The organism is Mesorhizobium sp. WSM4822 (assembly GCF_055811155.1).
Window position 1 is genome coordinate 188,993 of sequence record NZ_JBVVQM010000008.1, and the last position, 17,097, is coordinate 206,089.

The following is a 17,097-nucleotide window of genomic DNA, read 5'->3' on the forward strand; positions in this document are numbered from 1 at the left end:
AAGGCCGCACCGATGGACCGTCTGTGGGCCGAGAATGACGATTCACGCGTTACCGGCGACCCGTCGCTGGTTGTCGACGTGGCCGGCTTCGAAGGTCCGCTCGATCTTCTGCTGCATCTTGCCCGCACCCAGAAGGTCGATCTGGCTCGCATTTCGATCCTGGCGCTGGTCGAGCAATATCTGACCTTTGTCGAGACGGCGAGGGCGCTCAGGCTGGAGCTTGCCGCCGACTATCTGGTGATGGCGGCGTGGCTGGCCTTCCTCAAGTCCAAGCTCCTGATCCCCAAGCAGCCCGGCGACGAGGGCGAAAGCGGTGAGGAACTGGCGGCGGTGCTGCAGTTCCGCCTGAAGCGGCTGGAAGCCATGCGCGACGCCTCGGCGCGTCTGGTCAACCGCAACCGGCTCGGCCGCGATGTGTTCGCGCGCGGCATGCCGGAAATGGTCATCGTCGAAAAGCGTAACGCCTATTCGGCCTCGCTCTACGATCTCTTGACCGCCTATGCCCAGCAACGCCAGAAGCAGGCGATCAACAATGTGACGATCGCCAGGCGCGGTGTCTGGTCGCTCAAGGATGCGCGCGACATCCTGACCCGCCTGGTCGGGGCTGCAAGCGACTGGACGGCGCTGGAAAGTTTTCTGATCGCATACATGACCAGCCCCGAGGAGCGGCGCACGGCAATCGCCAGTTCTTTTGCGGCAACATTGGAACTGGTGCGCGACGGCACGATGGACGTGCGGCAGGATCAGACGTTCGCGCCGATCTACCTGCGCGGGCGCACGCAGGCAATCAAGGCAGTCGAGGTGGCATCATGAGCGAACGCGCCAACGCTTCGGTTATCCCGTTCAAGGTCGGCGATGCACCCGAAGAGGAGTCGCTTTCCCGGGATCCGGCCGAGCAGCTACAGAACCCGGCCGAGCGGCTGCATCTGGCCGAGGCCGTGCGCATGGCCGAGGCGATCGTGTTCGCCAGCGCCGAACCCGTCAGCGAAAAGCAGCTCGCGGCACGCCTCCCTGACGGCATCAACATTGCCCTGGCCATGGCCGAGCTGCAGCAGATCTATGTGCGGCGCGGCGTCAATCTGGTGCGTGTCGGCGACGCCTGGGCGTTCCGCACCGCCGGCGACCTGGCTTTCCTGATGAGCCGCGATACCGTTCAGCAAAGGAAGCTCTCCCGCGCGGCTCTCGAAGTGCTGGCGATCATTGCCTATCACCAGCCGGTGACGCGCGCCGAGATCGAGGACATCCGGGGCGTCGAAACCTCGAAAGGCACGCTCGACACGTTGCTGGAAACGGAATGGGTGCGCATGCGCGGCCGGCGAAAGACGCCCGGACGCCCTGTGACCTACGGTACGACGGAGACCTTCCTCGACCATTTCGCGCTGGAAGAGATTCGCGATCTTCCTGGCATGGAGGAACTGAAGGGGGCTGGACTGCTTTCGGGCCGCATGCCGTCGAATTTCTCCATTCCGCAGCCGCCGGCCGATCCCGACGCATTGACCGACGACGAGGATGCGCTGACCGACATCGATCTCGAGGAACTCGGCCTGCTGACGCCGCGCGTCACGGAAGATTGACTGGCATTGGCGGCCAACTTGATGAGGATGCGCGGATTCGTAGCGGGCGTTCCCGTCGAAAATGCGTGACATCCGTCACCCTTTCATAAACTCTGTCGCAGTTGTGTTTGAATCCCAACGCGAAAACGCATAGATCATCGCCAGGGAAAACATTCGAGAGAGATTTGCTATGGGTTCATTTTCGATTTGGCATTGGCTGATCGTGCTGGTGATCGTGCTTTTGGTGTTCGGCCGCGGCAAGATTCCCGAGCTGATGGGCGATATGGCCAAGGGTATCAAGAGCTTCAAGAAGGGCATGGCCGACGACGAGGTTGCCGAAGACAAGCGCACCGTCGAACATCGTGCCGACGAGACCGTTGCGGCCGCGAAGGAAAAAGCCAGCAAGAGCTGAGCCCAAGGTTCTAGTCGGAACAGAGTGCCATGTTTGAAGTCGGCTGGACCGAAATGCTGGTCATCGCGATCGTCATGATCGTGGTCGTCGGACCCAAGGATTTGCCCAATATGCTGCGCACCTTCGGCCGCACGACGGCGAAGCTGCGCGCCATGGCGTCCGATTTCCAGAAACAGTTCAACGAGGCGCTGAAGGAAGCCGAGCTCGACGACGTCAAGAAGTCCGTCGACGAGCTCAGGGGCATGAGCCCGATGGCTGAGATCAGGAAGCAGCTCAATCCGTTCGAACAGGCCGCGGCCGACGTTCGCTCCGGCGTCGATGCGGCGATGAAGCCGAAGCCGGCAGCCGATCCGGCAAGCTCTGTCGCTTCGACCCCGCAAGCGGCCGAGCCGTTGAAGAGCGGTGCAACGACCATGCCTGGCGTCAACGGGCCGGAAGCAGCGCCAGCAGCGCCGGTTTTTCCGGCAATGACCGACGAATCGGTGGTGACCTCGTCGGCGCCGGCGGAACGCGTTGCGGCGCCGAAGGCGTCGGCGGCGAAGAAACCAACCAAGCCTGCGCCGGCAAAAGCGACGCCGGCTGCAAAAGCTTCGGCAAATGGTGCAAAGGTTGCCGCGAAGGCAGCGTCTGCGTCCAAGACGCAGGCGAAGGCCATGACGGCGGCACAGCCTGAAGCGCCCAGGGCCAAGACGCCCGCTGAGGCCAAGGCTGTCGCGGCCAAAGCCGTGGCGACCAAGACTGTAGCGACCAAGATGGGGGCGAAAGCCGAACCGAAGCTTGCAGCGGTGAAGAAGCCGGTGGCCAAGAAGACGGCTGGAGCCGCCAAGTGAGCGTTTCGGACACCGAAAAGGACGAGATCGAGAAATCGTCGGCGCCGCTGATGGAGCATCTGATCGAGTTGCGCCGGCGGCTGATCTGGTCGCTGGGCGGCTTCTTCGTTGCCTTCCTGGTCTGTTTCTTCTTCGCCAAGAAACTGTTCAACCTCCTGGTCGTGCCGTTCAAATGGGCGACGCAATGGGCAGGGCTCGATCCGCACAAGGTCGAGCTGATCTACACGGCGCCGCAGGAATTCTTCTTCACCCAGGTCAAGCTCGCCATGTTCGGCGGCATGGTGATCGCCTTTCCGCTGATCGCCACGCAGATCTACAAGTTCATCGCGCCCGGCCTGTACAAGAACGAGCGCAACGCCTTCCTGCCGTTCCTGATCGCATCGCCGATCCTGTTCCTGATGGGCGCATCGCTGGTCTATTTCTTCTTCACGCCGATGGTGATGTGGTTCTTCCTCGCCATGCAGCAGGCCGGCACCGACGATCAGGTGCAGATTTCGCTGCTGCCGAAAGTGTCGGAATATCTCAGCCTGATCATGACGCTGATCTTCTCCTTCGGCCTGGTGTTCCAGCTGCCGGTGGTGACCAGCCTGATGACACGGGTCGGCATGCTCTCGTCCAAGGGACTGGCCGAGAAGCGCAAATGGGCGATCGTCATTGCCTTCGTCGTCGCGGCGATACTGACGCCGCCCGATCCGATGAGTCAGATCGGCCTGGCCATCCCGACCATCCTTCTCTACGAGGTGTCCATCTGGGCTGCCCGGCTGATCGAGCGCGATCGGGAAAAGCAGCGCGTGGCACGCGAGAAGCAGGACGCGGCGGAAGAGGTGGCGGACAAAGCACCGGACGAGCCCCCGGCACCTGCCTCCTCATAGGCGACAGAGCGGCTGCAGCGGCGGAAAAACACAGTCGTCGCCCCGTCCTCTTGCATCGATCTCGGATGCGGTTTACGCCCTCTGGCTGAAACGCATCGCGCTCAAAGCGATGCCTTTCAGTTTTGTTTTGAGCATGTCGTTGTCCCAAATCGCTGTGCACTTTTGGGCGACATGCTACCCAGGAGCGTTTCAAACCATGCTTGACATCAAATGGATTCGCGACAACCCGAAGGCCCTTGTCGAGGCGCTGGTGAAGCGCTCGTGGTCGGCCGGTGAGGCGCAGTCCATGGTCGACGGGCTGATCGCCTCGGACGAGGCCCGGCGCGAGCACGTCACCGAGCTGCAGACCAAGCAAGAGCGCCGCAATGCCGCGTCGAAGGAGATCGGCAACGCCATGCGTTCGGGCGATGCCGCCCTGGCCGAGACGCTGAAATCCGAAGTCGGGGAGATCAAGGTCTTCATCCAGAACGGCGAGGCGCGCGAACGCGAGCTCGACAAGGCGCTGAACGATGCGCTGGCGGTGCTGCCCAACGTACCATTTGACGACGTGCCTGTCGGCAAGGACGAGCATGACAATGTCGTCAAGCACATCGTCGGCAAGGTGCCGACGCGGCCGAACTGGGTGAAGGAGCACTTTGAGATCGGCGAAGCGCTCGGCATGATGGATTTCGAGCGCGCGGCAAAGCTGTCGGGCTCGCGCTTTACGGTGCTGAAAAGCGGACTGGCCCGGATGGAACGTGCGCTCGGCCAGTTCATGCTGGACCTGCATACGACCGAACATGGCTACGAAGAAGTCATCCCGCCGTTGATGGTCAAGGACGATGTTCTGTTCGGCACCAACCAATTGCCGAAGTTCGAGGAAGATCTGTTCTTCGCGCCGCACGGGGAGGGCAGGCTTGGCCTGATTCCCACCGCCGAGGTCCCACTCACCAACCTTGTGCGTGAAGAAATCACCGCGCATGAAAAACTGCCGCTGCGCTATACCGCGCTGACGCCGTGCTTCCGCTCGGAAGCGGGTTCGGCCGGGCGCGACACGCGCGGCATGCTGCGCCAGCATCAGTTCTACAAGGTCGAGCTGGTGTCGATCACCGATCAGGATTCGTCACTTGCCGAGCACGAGCGGATGACGCAATGCGCCGAGGAAGTGCTGAAGCGGCTCGGCCTGCCGTTCCGCACCATGACGCTGTGCACCGGCGACATGGGGTTTGGCGCGCGCAAGACCTACGATATCGAGGTCTGGTTGCCCGGCCAGAACGCCTATCGCGAGATCTCGTCCTGCTCGGTGTGCGGCGATTTCCAGGCGCGCCGCATGGACGCCCGCTACAAGGACAAAGACGGCAAGGGCAACCGCTTCGTCCACACCCTCAACGGCTCGGGCACAGCCATTGGCCGCGCGCTCATCGCCGTCATCGAAAACTACCAGAACGAGGATGGCAGCGTAACCATTCCTGAAGTGCTGCGGCCTTACATGGGCGGCCTGGAAAAGATCGAAGCGAAATAATGCGTATCCTCCTGACCAATGACGACGGCATTCATGCCGAGGGCCTGGCGTCGCTCGAACGCGTCGCGCGCACGCTGTCCGACGATGTCTGGGTGGTGGCGCCCGAGCAGGACCAGTCCGGCTACGCGCATTCGCTGTCGATCTCGGAGCCGCTGCGGCTGCGCAAGATCGGCGAGAAGCATTTTGCCGTGCGCGGCACGCCGACGGATTGCGTCATCATGGGCGTCAAGAAAATCCTGCCTGGCGCACCCGACCTGATCCTGTCCGGCATCAATTCGGGCGCCAATATCGCCGATGACGTCACCTATTCGGGCACCGTCGCCGGCGCCATGGAAGGCGCGCTGCTCGGTATCCGCTCGATCGCGCTCAGCCAGGGCTACAGCTATGTCGGCGAAGATCGCGTCGTGCCCTACGAGACGACAGAGGTGCTGGCGCCGGCGCTGCTGAAGAAGCTGGTCGCGACGCCGTTGCCGGACGGCGTGCTGCTCAACGTCAATTTTCCCAATTGCACGCCCGAAGAGGTCGCCGGCACGGTGGTCACCACGCAAGGCAAGCTCGTGCACTCCCTGTGGGTCGACGAGCGCCGCGACGGGCGCGGCCTGCCATACTACTGGCTGCGCTTCGGCCGCGAGCCGGTCGAGGGCAAGCAAGGCACCGATCTCTACGCCTTGCGCAACAGGCTGGTGTCGGTGACGCCGCTGCAGCTCGATCTGACCGCGCATGAAATCCGTGACCAATTGAGCAAGGCGCTTGCATGAATCAGGGGATCGATGACCGCGAAGGTTTTGCCGCCTTTCTGCTGCGTCTGCGCGGCCGGGGGACTGTGCCGAAGGCGCTGATCGCGGCCTTCGAGGCGACGCCGCGGCGCGGCTTCCTGGCGGCCCAGTTCCATCAGATCGCCTGGTCGGACCGTATGCTGCCGATCGAATGCGGCGAGGCGATCGAAGGTGCCGACATGCAGGCGGCGGTGATCGCGGCGCTCGCTATCGAGCAGGGCAACCGCGTGCTCGAGATCGGCACCGGCTCGGGCTACACGTCGGCGGTGATGTCGCGGCTGGCGGCGCGGGTCATCACCACCGATCGCTACAAGACGCTCGCCGAGCAGGCGCGGCAGCGCTTCGAGGCGCTCGGCATCGGCAATGTGATCGTGCGCCACGCCGATGGTTCCGGCGGGCTGCCGAATGAAGGGCCATTTGACCGTATCGTCGCCTGGACTGCCTTCGACAGCCTGCCGCGCTTCCTGCTCGACCAATTGTCGAGCGGCGGTATCGTCATCGCTCCGATCGGCCCCGAAGAGGGCGAACAGGTGCTGGCCAAGCTGACCAAGGTCGGCAGCCGCTTCGAGCGTGAAGACATCGGCCTCGTTCGCCTGCAGCCGATCCTGCGCGGTGTCGCCGCTATCATCTAGCGCGTCTGTCGATGTCAGGCCGCGCCGCGTCGGGTGCGTCTTCGACCCCGGCCGGCATGACCTGAAAATCTCCCCTGGGCTCGCTCTCTAATATTTTAAGAAAAATTGCGCCGGATTCCATGGGGTTAACCGTCGAGTAACATTAACGCGCTTTAATCATGCCTAGTTTGTACCGGGTATGTGCGGGTTAGTGCGATGCAACTCAGTGTTTTGAAGACAAACGGTCGCAATCTGGCGCGAGGCTGCGCCATACTGATGGTCGCGGGTGCTGCTGCGGGGTGCAGTTCCCAGGTTTCGCGGTTCAATGGCGTCGACGATGTCTTTACATCCTCGACCAACAATCAGCGCGCCATCATCAACAAGCAGGATGCCGTACAGCAGCCCTATCCGGGCGATGTCGCCGCCGCTCCGATCGATGGCAGCCATACACAGTCGGTCAGTCGCTCCAGCCTCGATCCGGTCTCGACGCGGCCGCTGCCGCCGCCCGTTGCCCAGGCTCCCGACGTGGCGCCGGTATCGAAGCCGGTGCGCACCGCATTGGCCCCCGCACCGCATGTCGACAGGACCACGACCGGCACCGTCGCCCCGGTGGCATCGCCTTTCAAGGTTTCGCAACCTGACGAACCCCGCGTGGCTGCTTCCGGCACTCCGCATGCAACCGAGATCGTCGTCAGGGACGGCGAAACGATCGGCGGCCTGGCGCAGCGCTACAAGGTGCCGTCCGACGTGATCATGAAGGTCAACGGGCTGAGCGCGACCAAGGGGCTGAAGACCGGCCAGAAGCTGGTCATCCCGGCCTACGCCTATTCGAGCAAGAGCGAGCCGAAGCTCGCGGATGCCAAGCCGGCGAAAGACACCAAGCACAACCTGCCGGCCACTGCGCCGGACAAAGTCGCCGTCCTGCCGCAGCAGCCGAAGCCTAGGGAGGGCAAATCCGCCGCTCAGGTCGACACGTCGGCCGCCGCGAGCCAGCCCAAGGAGCCCAAGCCGCAGGTGGCCGCGGCCAAGGCGACCAATGCAGCTGGCACCTATACGGTTCAGTCGGGCGACACGCTTTCCTCGATTGCCAGGAAAACCGGTGTCGGAGTCGTTGCCATCAAGCAGGCCAACGGCATGCAGGATGGCTTGCTCAGGATCGGCCAGACCCTGAAGGTGGCCGCCGGCGGAACCGCGACCGTCGCCGCCGCCAAGCCGGCCAAGGTCGATCCGGTGACGACGGCCACGACGCAGCCCGCGGCAAAGACCACGCCGTCGGAAACGCTGGCGTCCTACACGCCGCCGAAGAAGGATTCGAAGGTCATCCAGCAGGCCGAGGCCGACGATGCCGTCGCGCCTGACGCCACCGGCATCGGCAAGATGCGCTGGCCGGTGCGCGGTCGCGTGATCTCCGGTTTCGGCTCCGGCAAAGACGGCGTCGACATCGCCGTGCCCTCGGGCACACCGGTCAAGGCAGCCGAGAACGGTGTCGTCATCTATGCCGGCGACGGCCTCAAGGAATTCGGCAACACGGTGCTGGTGCGCCACGAGAATGGCCTGGTCACCGTCTACGGCCACGCCAGCTCGATCGAGGTGCAGCGCGGCCAGAAGGTCAAGCGCGGCCAGGAAATCGCGCTGTCGGGCATGAGCGGCACGACGGACTCGCCGAAGCTGCACTTCGAAGTGCGCAAGAACTCGGCCCCGGTCGATCCCTCGGGTTACCTCGAATAGAAGAAAAAAAGCAATTTGCGGGCCGTCTGACCTCCAGTCCGGCCCGCCGGCTCAGCCCGTTCCGAAAGGAGCGGGCTTTTTCAGTTTCAACGCGACGCGCCAGTCTTCAAGCTTCAAAGATGATCACGCAGAGTGTCGGCGATCATGACGTCAAGGCCGCTGGCCTTGATTCCGAGAAGCGTCTCCGCGTCGGAGGAATCGACCAGCAAGGGATTGTCGAAGAGATAGCTCATCTCGATGAGTTCATGCATGCCCAATGCTTCCATTTCGGGGATGGAATAGGAACGTGTTTCTGGAATTTCACGGTGAAGCATTGCCGCCGTCGTCAGGATGAGTTCCCGGGGTGAGGCGTGTTGCGATGGAACATGGAACGCCCGTCGCCATTCGCCCGTGTAGCGGGAAGCGGCGACCAGCGTCCTGGCCACGTCCTTCGTGAAGGACCAGGCATGAGTCGCGTCGAGGTTTCCAATGAAAGCAGTCGGTTTCCCCTCGATTATGGAGGGCAGCGCGACCAGTGAGAAAGAGCTGACCGCGCCATATCCAAGATAATCGCTGGACCGCACTTCGACTGCCGGCACGTCCGCACGGACCGCCCGTTGCCACATGATCGTGCGGGCGGTCCCTTTCTTCGACGTCGGATCCAGAGACAGGTCGGAGTGAAGCGGACTATCGGCATGTTTCCCATAGCCATAGAGGTTTCCGAGAACCACAAGCTTCGCGCCGACCGCTTCCGCGGCACGCACGGTGCCGTCGATGATTGGGAAGAAGTCGGTCGGCCACCGGTGATAGGCGGCCATGGCACACATGAAAATGGCGTCGGCGTTTCGGCAGATACGCGCCAGTTCAACGGCATCGGTGGCATCGGCCTGCACCGCCCGGACGTTCCGCAACGCGTTTGAGCCGACACTCCGGCTCGTGAGAACGACATCATGTCCTTCTTCGCCCAGAAGGCGCGCGGTCTCGTGCCCGACCGGGCCTGCTCCGACAACTACATAAAAACTCATGGCGTAACCTCTCGTCCAAGCTCGATGGAGAGGCGTAGGTACATGTCCATGGCATTGAAAATCGCGCGGGAATTGCCAATTCTTGGACAGGTTTTGCCAGGAAGCGAGAGAGCATGCATTCGCAGTCTGTTCCGGCCCGATTTCCGCCCGACGTCACAATGGCCTTCTGGCATATCGAAGCGGGCGTCCATCGTCTCTCCAGGGCGGCCCATCATCGCATCATGGTGCATGCAAGCGCGGCGACGCGTTCCTACTGCAATGAGGTTGGTCGATATTTCGTGAGGCGCGCTGGCGATATTGACCTGGTGCCCGCTGGCCAAGAGGGCGGCTTCGAGACCGAAACCCCGTTCGACACGATCGAGATCGCGTTACAACCAGCCCTGATGGAAAGGGTGGCGGCTGAGCTAGGTGGCAAGGCGCGCGCGTTGCCGCTCGACACACGTCATCTGCTTCGTGATCAGCGCATCCAACATCTCGCCCGTGCACTCGAGAGCGATCTCGGCGCAAACTCACCGAGTGGATCTTTGTTTGCCGACAGCATTGGCGCCGCTCTGGCGGTGAGGCTGCTCGGTCTTGAGAATTCCGATGTCGAGCGAACAAACCGGTTGTCAGATGCCCAGCTCAAGCGCGTGTTGGAGCATATCGAAGCTGGCTTGCACGAGCCCCTTTCAATCCAGCGATTGAGCCGAGTTGCCGGGGCGAGCAGCTCGCACTTGCGGGCTTGGTTCAAGGCGGCGACGGGCGTCACCCTGCACCGCTACGTGGTGCGACGTCGCGTCGAACGCGCACGCGCCATGCTGCAGCGAGGCGATCTCAGCACAAGCGAGGTGGCGGAATTGACGGGCTTTGCGCACCAGTCACATCTGGCGCATTGGATGCGCCGCGAGATCGGCCAAACGCCGCGTGATTTGCGCCGGGCGCAGCCCAAATGATCTTCTCATTGGATGGCCTTGGCGACGCCACCCAACGTGTCAGTCCCTCAGTGGCTTGCCGAGCCGTCCAGCCAGGTCCTGGGTGAACTGCCAGGCAACGCGGCCCGAGCGGCTGCCGCGCGTCGTCGCCCATTCCAATGCCTTGGAGCGCAACTGCTCGGGATCGATGACAAGGCCATGATGGCTGATATAGCCGTCGATCATGTCGAGATACTCGTCCTGCGAACATTTGTGGAAGCCGAGCCACAGCCCGAAGCGGTCGGACAGCGACACCTTTTCCTCGACCGCCTCGGAAGGGTTGATGGCGGTCGAGCGCTCATTGTCGATCATGTCGCGCGGCAAAAGGTGCCGGCGGTTCGAAGTGGCATAGAAGATGACATTCGCCGGCCGGCCTTCGACGCCGCCTTCGAGCGCGGCTTTGAGCGACTTGTACGAAGTGTCGTCATGGTCGAAGGAGAGATCGTCGCAAAACAGGATGAAGCGGAAGGGGGCCGCCTTGAGCAGGCCCATCAGCTTCGGTAGCGTGTCGATGTCCTCGCGGTGGATTTCGATCAGCTTCAGCGGCAGGTCGGACTTGGTCTTGGCGTTGATCTCGGCATGCACGGCCTTGACCAGCGACGATTTGCCCATGCCGCGCGCGCCCCACAACAACACATTGTTGGCTGGATACCCGGCGGCGAAGCGTTCGGTGTTGTCGACAAGGATGTCGCGGACACGGTCGACGCCACGGATCAGGCCGATGTCCACGCGGTTAACCCTGCGCACCGGTTCCAGATAGCCCGGATCGGCCTGCCAGACGAAGCAATCGGCCTCGCCGAGGTCGGTTTCGGGCACCGGCGGCGGGGCGAGGCGGCTCACCGCCTCGATCAGCCGGTCGAGTTTCTGGTTCAGGGCTTCAATGCTGCTGTCGGTCATGTCTGTCTTTTGTTTCGCGGTTTCGACATTTGGGAGCGTGAACGTGCCCGATTCCCTCTGATCCAAAACCGGTGGCAACCTTTTGTTCGAGCGTGATCTCTGGCAAACGGTTTCCGTTTGTCTGAGAAAACCGGCTCGCGCTTTTCGCGATCATGCTCTAACACGGCTCAACAGGCCGTAAAAGCAGCCGATTTGGCCGGCCGCGCAGTTGCATTGACAACTTTACCGACTATATTCCGGCCAAATTTCAAGGGCCGCCAAATTGGCGGCTGTTTTCAAAAATCAGGAGTACCTCGATGTTCGTGACACCGGCATACGCCCAAGGCGTCGGCGCTTCTCCCGACATGTTCATCAGCATTTTGCCGTTTGTCCTGATTTTCGTGATCATGTATTTTCTGATCATCAGGCCGCAGCGCACGCAGCTGAAGAAGCGCGGCGAGATGCTGGCGGCTGTCCGTCGCGGCGACACGGTCGTCACCGGCGGCGGCTTCGTCGGCAAGGTGACCAAGGTGATCGACGACAACGAGCTCGAGATCGACCTCGGTAACGGCTTGAAGGTGACGGCGCTGCGCTCGACGATCGCCGATGTGCGCGTCAAGGGCGAGCCGGTGGCCAACCAAAACGCCAAGAAATAATCCAATTTTAGGCGGAGCGATCCGCGGACACGCTCTGACGGACGACGCCATATGCTGTATTTTTCGCGCTTCAAGATGATCCTGATCTGGGTGGCCGTGGCCATCACAGTGATCCTCGCCGCGCCCAACCTGTTCTCCGCCAGCACGCTGGCGCAATTGCCCAGCTGGGTGCCGAAGCGGCAGATGACGCTCGGCCTCGACCTGCAGGGTGGTTCGCACATCCTGCTGGAAATGAACCAGAACGATCTGATCAAGGATCGGCTGGAGACGACGCGCGATGAAATCCGCACGATGCTGCGCGACGCCAAGATCGGCTATACCGGCCTTGCCGGCACGGGGCGGACCCTGCAGGTCCGCATCACCGATCCCGCCCAGATCGATGCCGCCAAGACGGCGCTGAAGACGCTGACCGATCCGGTCGCTGCCGGCCTGTTCACCGGCGGCTCCGTCCAGGAAATGACGCTCGACGATTCCGAGCCCGGCCTGCTCAAGTTCAACGTCACCGACGCCGGCATCAAATACCGCACGTCGACCGCGCTGACGCAGTCGATCGAGGTGGTCGAACGCCGCGTCAACGAACTCGGCACCACCGAACCGATCGTGCAGCGGCAGGGCGACGACCGTATCCTTGTCCAGGTGCCGGGTCTTCAGGACCCGCAGAGACTGAAAGAAATCCTCGGCCAGACCGCCAAGCTGACCTTCCAGATGGTCGACCAGTCGATGCCGGTGCAGGACGCGCTCAATGGCCGTCCGCCCGCCGGCTCGTCGGTGCTGTATTCGCAGGACGATCCGCCGGTTCCGTATCTGATCGAAAATCGCGTCATCGTCTCGGGCGAAAACCTCGTTGACGCACAGGCGACATACAATTCGCAGAACAACGAGCCGGTGGTGTCGTTCCGCTTCGATTCGAAAGGGGCGGCGCGCTTCGGTCAGGCCACGGCGCAGAATGTCGGCAAGCTGTTCGCCATTATCCTCGACAATCAGGTGATATCGGCGCCGCAGATCCGCGAGCCGATCCTCGGCGGCACCGGCCAGATTTCCGGCAATTTCACTGCCCAGAGCGCCAATGACCTTGCGGTGCTGCTGCGCGCCGGTGCGTTGCCCGCAACGCTGACGGTCATCGAAGAACGCACGGTGGGTCCGGGCCTTGGCCAGGATTCGATCCATGCCGGCAAGGTCGCCGGCATCATCGGTTCTATCCTCGTCGTCGCCTTCATGTTCGTCGCCTACGGCTTCCTCGGCTTCCTCGCCAACATCGCGCTGGCGGTGCACGTGGCGATGATCGTCGGCGTGCTCTCGTTGCTTGGCGCTACGCTGACCTTGCCTGGTATCGCCGGTATCGTACTGACCATCGGCATGGCGGTCGATTCCAACGTGCTGATCTATGAACGTATTCGCGAGGAGCGACGCGCCGGCCGCTCTGTGATCCAGGCGATCGATACCGGTTTCACCAAGGCGCTAGCGACCATCGTCGATTCCAACATCACTTCGCTGATCGCCACCGTAGTGCTGTTCTATCTCGGTACCGGGCCGGTGAAGGGCTTTGCCATCACCTACGCCATCGGCATCCTGACCACGGTCTTCACCGCCTTCACCTTCACCCGCCTGCTGGTCTCGATCTGGCTGCGCCGGGCTCGCCCGAAGGAATTGCCGAAGGCGCCGGTGACTTTCGTTCCACCCGGCACCAAGATCCCCTTCATGGGCATCCGTCGCTGGACCTTTACGCTCTCCAGCGCACTGTCGATCCTGTCGGTGGTGCTGTTCATGACCGTTGGCATCAATTACGGCATCGACTTCAAGGGCGGTTCGCTGATCGAGGTGCAGGCCAAGAGCGGCAATGCCGACCTCGCCGACCTCCGTGCGCGGCTGACCGAGCTCAACATCGGCGAAGTTCAGGTGCAGCAGTTCGGTACGCCGAACGACGTGCTGATCCGCGTCGGGACGCAGGATGGTGGCGAGAATGCCGAGCAGACCGTCATCGACAAGGTGCGTGGCGAGCTGCAGGACAATTACGATTTCCGCCGCGTCGAAGTGGTCGGACCGACCGTTTCTGGCGAGCTTGCCAAGCAAGGCACGATCGCCATGCTGATCGCGCTGCTTGGCATCCTGGTCTATGTCTGGTTCCGCTTCGAATGGCAGTTCGCGGTCGGCGCCATCGTGGCGACGGTGCACGATGTGGTCATGACGCTCGGCTTCTTCGTCATCACCGGACTGGAGTTCAACCAGTCATCGCTGGCGGCGATCCTGACGATCATCGGCTATTCGCTGAACGATACGATCGTGGTCTATGACCGTGTTCGAGAGGATTTGCGAAAATACAAGCGCATGCCGCTGCCGCAGCTGTTGAACAACGCCATCAACGAGACGCTGTCGAGAACGACGCTGACTTCGGTGACGACGATCCTGGCGCTGCTGGCGCTGGTGCTGTTCGGCGGCGAGGTGATCCGCTCGTTTACGATGGCCATGCTGTTCGGCGTCGTCTTCGGCACCTATTCGTCTATCTTCATCGCCGCACCGCTGCTGATCCTGTTCAAGCTGAGGCCGCAGGCTTCGGCCGACGAGGAGAAGCCGGTCAATGGCGGCAAGGCGGTCGCGACCTGACGCGCCGCCCCGAAGGGGTATAGCGGTGACCGGCAAAGGCATCGTCATCCGCGAGGCGCATTTTCCGGGCCGCGCGCCGATCGAAGCCTATGGCAATGGCGGGTTCCGCTTTGCCGACATGTCGCATCGCGGTTCGCTCATGTGCCTGCCATCCGGCATCCATGGCTGGGAACCGGCTGATCCTCTGGTGCTGACGGTGGCGGATTTCGACAAGCTGCTGGCTGAGGCCGGCAAGGTCGAGATCCTGCTGGTCGGCATGGGCAGGGATCTCCGGCCATTGCCCGCCGCACTGCGAGCCGCGCTGAAGGCTGCCGGCATTGCGTCCGACCCGATGTCGACCGGTGCCGCGGTACGGACCTACAATGTCCTTCTGGCGGAAGAGCGCGCGGTGGCCGCGGCGCTCATCGCCGTAGATTGACATGTCCCAGAATGCCAAAATCGTCATGGACGCGGTGCGCGCCGCCGACCATGACCGCTATCTGACTGCGCTCTACGCGCCGGCCGACAAGCGCGGCGCGCTGTTTTCGCTCTACGCCTTCAACGCCGAGATCGCCGGTATTCGCGATCGCATCCATGAGGCGCTGCCGGGCGAGGTGCGGCTGCAATGGTGGCGCGATGTCATTGCCGCCGGCGGGGAGGCGGGCGCCGGCCATCCCACAGCCGAAGCCTTGAATGCCACAATAGCGACATTCAACCTGCCGAAACCGGCCTTCGAGAACATGCTCGATGCGCGCATTTTCGACCTCTACGACGACCCGATGCCGTCGCGCACCGATCTGGAAGGCTATTGCGGCGAGACGGCCGCAGCACTCATCCAGCTTGCGGCGATGGTGCTCGACCCCGGCGCGGCGCCGCGCTTTGCCGAACTGGCGGGCAGGGCAGGCTGCGCGCAGGCGATGATCGGCCTGTTGCTGCTGTTGCCGCTGCACCGCAGGCGCGGACAGTGTTTTGTCCCGGCCGACATTCTGGCGGCGGCGGGATCGTCGCCGGAAGAATTCATTGCTGGTGATGGCGGACCCGGCGCCAAACGCGCGGTGGCGGCGATGATGGCGCTGGCACGGGAACATCTTTCCGCCTTCGAGCAAGGCGCACCGACCTTGCCTGTCTCGCTGCGTCCGGCATTCCTGCCGCTCGCCCTGTCACGTGCCTACCTCGGCAAGATGGAGAATGGTTCGCCGCTCGAAGGCGTGGCGCGGCTGTCGGCCTTGCGCCGGCATTGGCTGCTGCTGCGTCGCGCGAGCAAGGGCTAGCCTGCGCTTTGACGTAAACGTCAATCATGTTAAGACTTCCCCGCGCCAAAACTGTTGCCGAAGACAACAGACCGGGCCGGAGGAGATCAATGAGCTTACCTGTACTGGTCGCGATCGTTGCCTTTGGCATCGCGCTGTCGGTTGCCGCGGTGCATTTCACAGGCGGCAGCAAGACGGCGACGCTGGCCGGCATTGATCAGGCGAGGAGCCGCTTCGCCGAGGATTTTCCCGACGAGATCACAGCAGCGGTTCGACTGACGGCGGATGGCCGATCGGCTTTCCTCGACCTCGCGCGAGGGCGCATCGGCATCGTTCACGGCATCGGCGACTGCTTTTTGACCCGCATCGTCACGCCTCAAGATGTCGCGGTTTTGAACGCCGAAGATGCGAACACGGTCTCGTTCCGGCTCGCCGATTTCACCTGGAAGGGCGGCCGCTTCCGCTTTGCCAGCGCAGTGGATGCGCAAGGCGTGCTGAAAGCACTTGAGCCGCAACATTCAAATTCCACCAGGCAGGCCGCATGATGGACAGCTACAATTTCCCGCAAGTCACCCAACTGGCCATCCCGTTCTTCGTGGTCGCGATCCTGATCGAGCTTTGGTTGGTGCGCACCGGCCGTGCCAAGGGTTCGTTCGAGACGCGCGACACCTTGACCAGCCTGATGATGGGCACCGGCAATGTCGTTGCCGGGCTGCTGCTTGGCGTCGTGTCTTACTGGGCGCTGCTGTGGCTGTGGCAATTCCGCGTCTTCAATCTCGGCCTGTCGGTCTGGGTTTTTCTGGTGGCCTTCCTGCTCGATGATTTGCGCTACTATGCCTATCATCGCATCGCGCACCGGGTGCGCTGGGTGTGGGCCGAACACGTCAATCATCATTCCAGCCAGCACTACAATCTGTCGACGGCGCTGCGGCAGAGCTGGACGGGCCTGTTCACCTTCATGTTCGTGCTGCAGGCGCCGCTGGTGCTGCTCGGCTTCCACCCGGCGGTGATTGCCTTCACCTTCGGCTTCAATCTGGTCTGGCAGTTCTGGATCCACACCGAGACCATCGGCAAGATGTGGGGCTGGTTCGAATTCGTCTTCAACACGCCGTCACACCACCGCGTCCACCACGCCACCAATCCGCGCTATCTCGACGCCAACTATGCCGGCACGCTGATCATCTGGGATCGCATGTTCGGTACCTTCGTCGGGGAACTGGAAGAAGACCGGCCGCGCTACGGCATCGTCAGGAACCTCGGCACCTTCAATCCGCTGAAAGTGGCGTTCCATGAATGGATCGGCATGTTCAGGGATGCGTTTGCGCCAAGGCTGACGGTGCGCGACCGCATCAACTACTTGATCAAGCCGCCGGGGTGGAGCCATGACGGCTTGCGCGAGACTTCGGAGAGTTTGAAGGCTGCCTATGTCAGGCGAAATCCTGCTGAGGCGGGGAAGCCGGGATTGCCAAGCGTGGGTGTCGAGCCCGCCGAGTAGAAC

General features: G+C 62.5%; 18 protein-coding genes. 16 read left to right on the forward strand and 2 right to left on the reverse strand.

The annotated features are described in order from the left end of the window. Positions 1-12 precede the first annotated feature (12 nt). From AC0L3E_RS19810 to AC0L3E_RS19850, 9 genes are all read left to right on the forward strand, one after another. Positions 13-813 (forward strand): segregation and condensation protein A, encoded by an 801-nt coding sequence (locus AC0L3E_RS19810; RefSeq protein ID WP_050596706.1) that lies wholly within the window; start codon positions 13-15, stop codon positions 811-813. Beyond that, positions 810-1,574, forward strand: coding sequence for an SMC-Scp complex subunit ScpB (gene scpB / locus AC0L3E_RS19815; RefSeq protein ID WP_473605416.1), 765 nt, complete (start codon positions 810-812; stop codon positions 1,572-1,574). Before AC0L3E_RS19810 ends, scpB begins: the two co-directional genes overlap by 4 nt. Before the next feature lie 169 nt (positions 1,575-1,743). Further along, positions 1,744-1,965: a twin-arginine translocase TatA/TatE family subunit gene (locus AC0L3E_RS19820; RefSeq protein WP_023812188.1), complete on the forward strand. Its 222-nt coding sequence runs from the start codon at positions 1,744-1,746 to the stop codon at positions 1,963-1,965. Between the two features lie 29 nt (positions 1,966-1,994). Then, a complete protein-coding gene (gene tatB, locus AC0L3E_RS19825; RefSeq protein WP_473605417.1) occupies positions 1,995-2,795 on the forward strand; it encodes a Sec-independent protein translocase protein TatB in 801 nt (266 codons plus the stop codon). After that, the gene (tatC, locus tag AC0L3E_RS19830; protein ID WP_127320714.1) at positions 2,792-3,667 is read left to right on the forward strand and encodes a twin-arginine translocase subunit TatC; all 876 of its coding nucleotides are present in this window, start codon (positions 2,792-2,794) and stop codon (positions 3,665-3,667) included. The genes tatB and tatC overlap by 4 nt, the downstream gene beginning before the upstream one ends. A 196-nt stretch (positions 3,668-3,863) precedes the next feature. Continuing rightward, the gene (gene serS / locus AC0L3E_RS19835; RefSeq protein ID WP_127329505.1) at positions 3,864-5,168 is read left to right on the forward strand and encodes a serine--tRNA ligase; all 1,305 of its coding nucleotides are present in this window, start codon (positions 3,864-3,866) and stop codon (positions 5,166-5,168) included. Continuing rightward, positions 5,168-5,926 (forward strand): 5'/3'-nucleotidase SurE, encoded by a 759-nt coding sequence (surE, locus tag AC0L3E_RS19840; RefSeq protein WP_127329503.1) that lies wholly within the window; start codon positions 5,168-5,170, stop codon positions 5,924-5,926. Before serS ends, surE begins: the two co-directional genes overlap by 1 nt. Continuing rightward, positions 5,923-6,576, forward strand: coding sequence for a protein-L-isoaspartate(D-aspartate) O-methyltransferase (locus tag AC0L3E_RS19845; RefSeq protein ID WP_127329501.1), 654 nt, complete (start codon positions 5,923-5,925; stop codon positions 6,574-6,576). The genes surE and AC0L3E_RS19845 overlap by 4 nt, the downstream gene beginning before the upstream one ends. A 195-nt stretch (positions 6,577-6,771) precedes the next feature. Further along, complete coding sequence (locus AC0L3E_RS19850; RefSeq protein ID WP_473605418.1) at positions 6,772-8,283, forward strand: peptidoglycan DD-metalloendopeptidase family protein; 1,512 nt, start codon at positions 6,772-6,774, stop codon at positions 8,281-8,283. Positions 8,284-8,396: 113 nt separating this feature from the next. On the opposite strand, the gene AC0L3E_RS19855 is transcribed toward AC0L3E_RS19850, so the two are convergent. Beyond that, a complete protein-coding gene (locus AC0L3E_RS19855; RefSeq protein ID WP_127320716.1) occupies positions 8,397-9,287 on the reverse strand; it encodes an NAD-dependent epimerase/dehydratase family protein in 891 nt (296 codons plus the stop codon). Positions 9,288-9,400: 113 nt separating this feature from the next. Here AC0L3E_RS19855 and AC0L3E_RS19860 point away from each other — a divergent pair, with 113 nt between their 5' ends. Then, complete coding sequence (locus AC0L3E_RS19860; protein ID WP_473605420.1) at positions 9,401-10,219, forward strand: helix-turn-helix domain-containing protein; 819 nt, start codon at positions 9,401-9,403, stop codon at positions 10,217-10,219. Between the two features lie 39 nt (positions 10,220-10,258). Here AC0L3E_RS19860 and AC0L3E_RS19865 read toward each other — a convergent pair whose 3' ends face one another. Then, positions 10,259-11,134, reverse strand: a complete 876-nt coding sequence (locus tag AC0L3E_RS19865; RefSeq protein WP_127323075.1) for an ATP-binding protein — start codon at positions 11,132-11,134, stop codon at positions 10,259-10,261. Between the two features lie 296 nt (positions 11,135-11,430). Here AC0L3E_RS19865 and yajC point away from each other — a divergent pair, with 296 nt between their 5' ends. The 6 genes from yajC to AC0L3E_RS19895 all read left to right on the forward strand — a co-directional run bounded on the left by yajC (position 11,431) and on the right by AC0L3E_RS19895 (position 17,094). Beyond that, on the forward strand, positions 11,431-11,769 hold the full coding sequence (gene yajC / locus AC0L3E_RS19870) for a preprotein translocase subunit YajC (RefSeq protein ID WP_127270542.1): 339 nt from the start codon (positions 11,431-11,433) through the stop codon (positions 11,767-11,769). Positions 11,770-11,820: 51 nt separating this feature from the next. Beyond that, complete coding sequence (gene secDF / locus AC0L3E_RS19875) at positions 11,821-14,370, forward strand: protein translocase subunit SecDF (protein WP_128289442.1); 2,550 nt, start codon at positions 11,821-11,823, stop codon at positions 14,368-14,370. Beyond that, the gene (locus AC0L3E_RS19880) at positions 14,345-14,788 is read left to right on the forward strand and encodes an Mth938-like domain-containing protein (RefSeq protein ID WP_164748856.1); all 444 of its coding nucleotides are present in this window, start codon (positions 14,345-14,347) and stop codon (positions 14,786-14,788) included. The genes secDF and AC0L3E_RS19880 overlap by 26 nt, the downstream gene beginning before the upstream one ends. Before the next feature lies 1 nt (position 14,789). After that, complete coding sequence (locus AC0L3E_RS19885; RefSeq protein ID WP_473605421.1) at positions 14,790-15,620, forward strand: phytoene/squalene synthase family protein; 831 nt, start codon at positions 14,790-14,792, stop codon at positions 15,618-15,620. Positions 15,621-15,709: 89 nt separating this feature from the next. Beyond that, the gene (locus tag AC0L3E_RS19890; RefSeq protein WP_127397141.1) at positions 15,710-16,144 is read left to right on the forward strand and encodes a hypothetical protein; all 435 of its coding nucleotides are present in this window, start codon (positions 15,710-15,712) and stop codon (positions 16,142-16,144) included. Beyond that, entirely contained in the window at positions 16,144-17,094 is a 951-nt protein-coding gene (locus AC0L3E_RS19895; protein WP_189367825.1) for a sterol desaturase family protein, read from the forward strand. Before AC0L3E_RS19890 ends, AC0L3E_RS19895 begins: the two co-directional genes overlap by 1 nt. Positions 17,095-17,097: the final 3 nt, after the last annotated feature.

Coding starts and splice junctions, on each gene's coding strand:
- tatB (WP_473605417.1), top strand. CDS start 1,995: ATGTTTGAAGTCGGCTGGACCGAAATGCTGGTCATCGCGATCGTCATG.
- AC0L3E_RS19845 (WP_127329501.1), top strand. CDS start 5,923: ATGAATCAGGGGATCGATGACCGCGAAGGTTTTGCCGCCTTTCTGCTG.
- serS (WP_127329505.1), top strand. CDS start 3,864: ATGCTTGACATCAAATGGATTCGCGACAACCCGAAGGCCCTTGTCGAG.
- scpB (WP_473605416.1), top strand. CDS start 810: ATGAGCGAACGCGCCAACGCTTCGGTTATCCCGTTCAAGGTCGGCGAT.
- AC0L3E_RS19810 (WP_050596706.1), top strand. CDS start 13: ATGGACCGTCTGTGGGCCGAGAATGACGATTCACGCGTTACCGGCGAC.
- AC0L3E_RS19895 (WP_189367825.1), top strand. CDS start 16,144: ATGGACAGCTACAATTTCCCGCAAGTCACCCAACTGGCCATCCCGTTC.
- AC0L3E_RS19880 (WP_164748856.1), top strand. CDS start 14,345: ATGGCGGCAAGGCGGTCGCGACCTGACGCGCCGCCCCGAAGGGGTATA.
- surE (WP_127329503.1), top strand. CDS start 5,168: ATGCGTATCCTCCTGACCAATGACGACGGCATTCATGCCGAGGGCCTG.
- AC0L3E_RS19865 (WP_127323075.1), bottom strand. CDS start 11,134: ATGACCGACAGCAGCATTGAAGCCCTGAACCAGAAACTCGACCGGCTG.
- AC0L3E_RS19855 (WP_127320716.1), bottom strand. CDS start 9,287: ATGAGTTTTTATGTAGTTGTCGGAGCAGGCCCGGTCGGGCACGAGACC.
- secDF (WP_128289442.1), top strand. CDS start 11,821: ATGCTGTATTTTTCGCGCTTCAAGATGATCCTGATCTGGGTGGCCGTG.
- yajC (WP_127270542.1), top strand. CDS start 11,431: ATGTTCGTGACACCGGCATACGCCCAAGGCGTCGGCGCTTCTCCCGAC.
- AC0L3E_RS19885 (WP_473605421.1), top strand. CDS start 14,790: ATGTCCCAGAATGCCAAAATCGTCATGGACGCGGTGCGCGCCGCCGAC.
- AC0L3E_RS19860 (WP_473605420.1), top strand. CDS start 9,401: ATGCATTCGCAGTCTGTTCCGGCCCGATTTCCGCCCGACGTCACAATG.
- AC0L3E_RS19850 (WP_473605418.1), top strand. CDS start 6,772: ATGCAACTCAGTGTTTTGAAGACAAACGGTCGCAATCTGGCGCGAGGC.
- AC0L3E_RS19820 (WP_023812188.1), top strand. CDS start 1,744: ATGGGTTCATTTTCGATTTGGCATTGGCTGATCGTGCTGGTGATCGTG.
- AC0L3E_RS19890 (WP_127397141.1), top strand. CDS start 15,710: ATGAGCTTACCTGTACTGGTCGCGATCGTTGCCTTTGGCATCGCGCTG.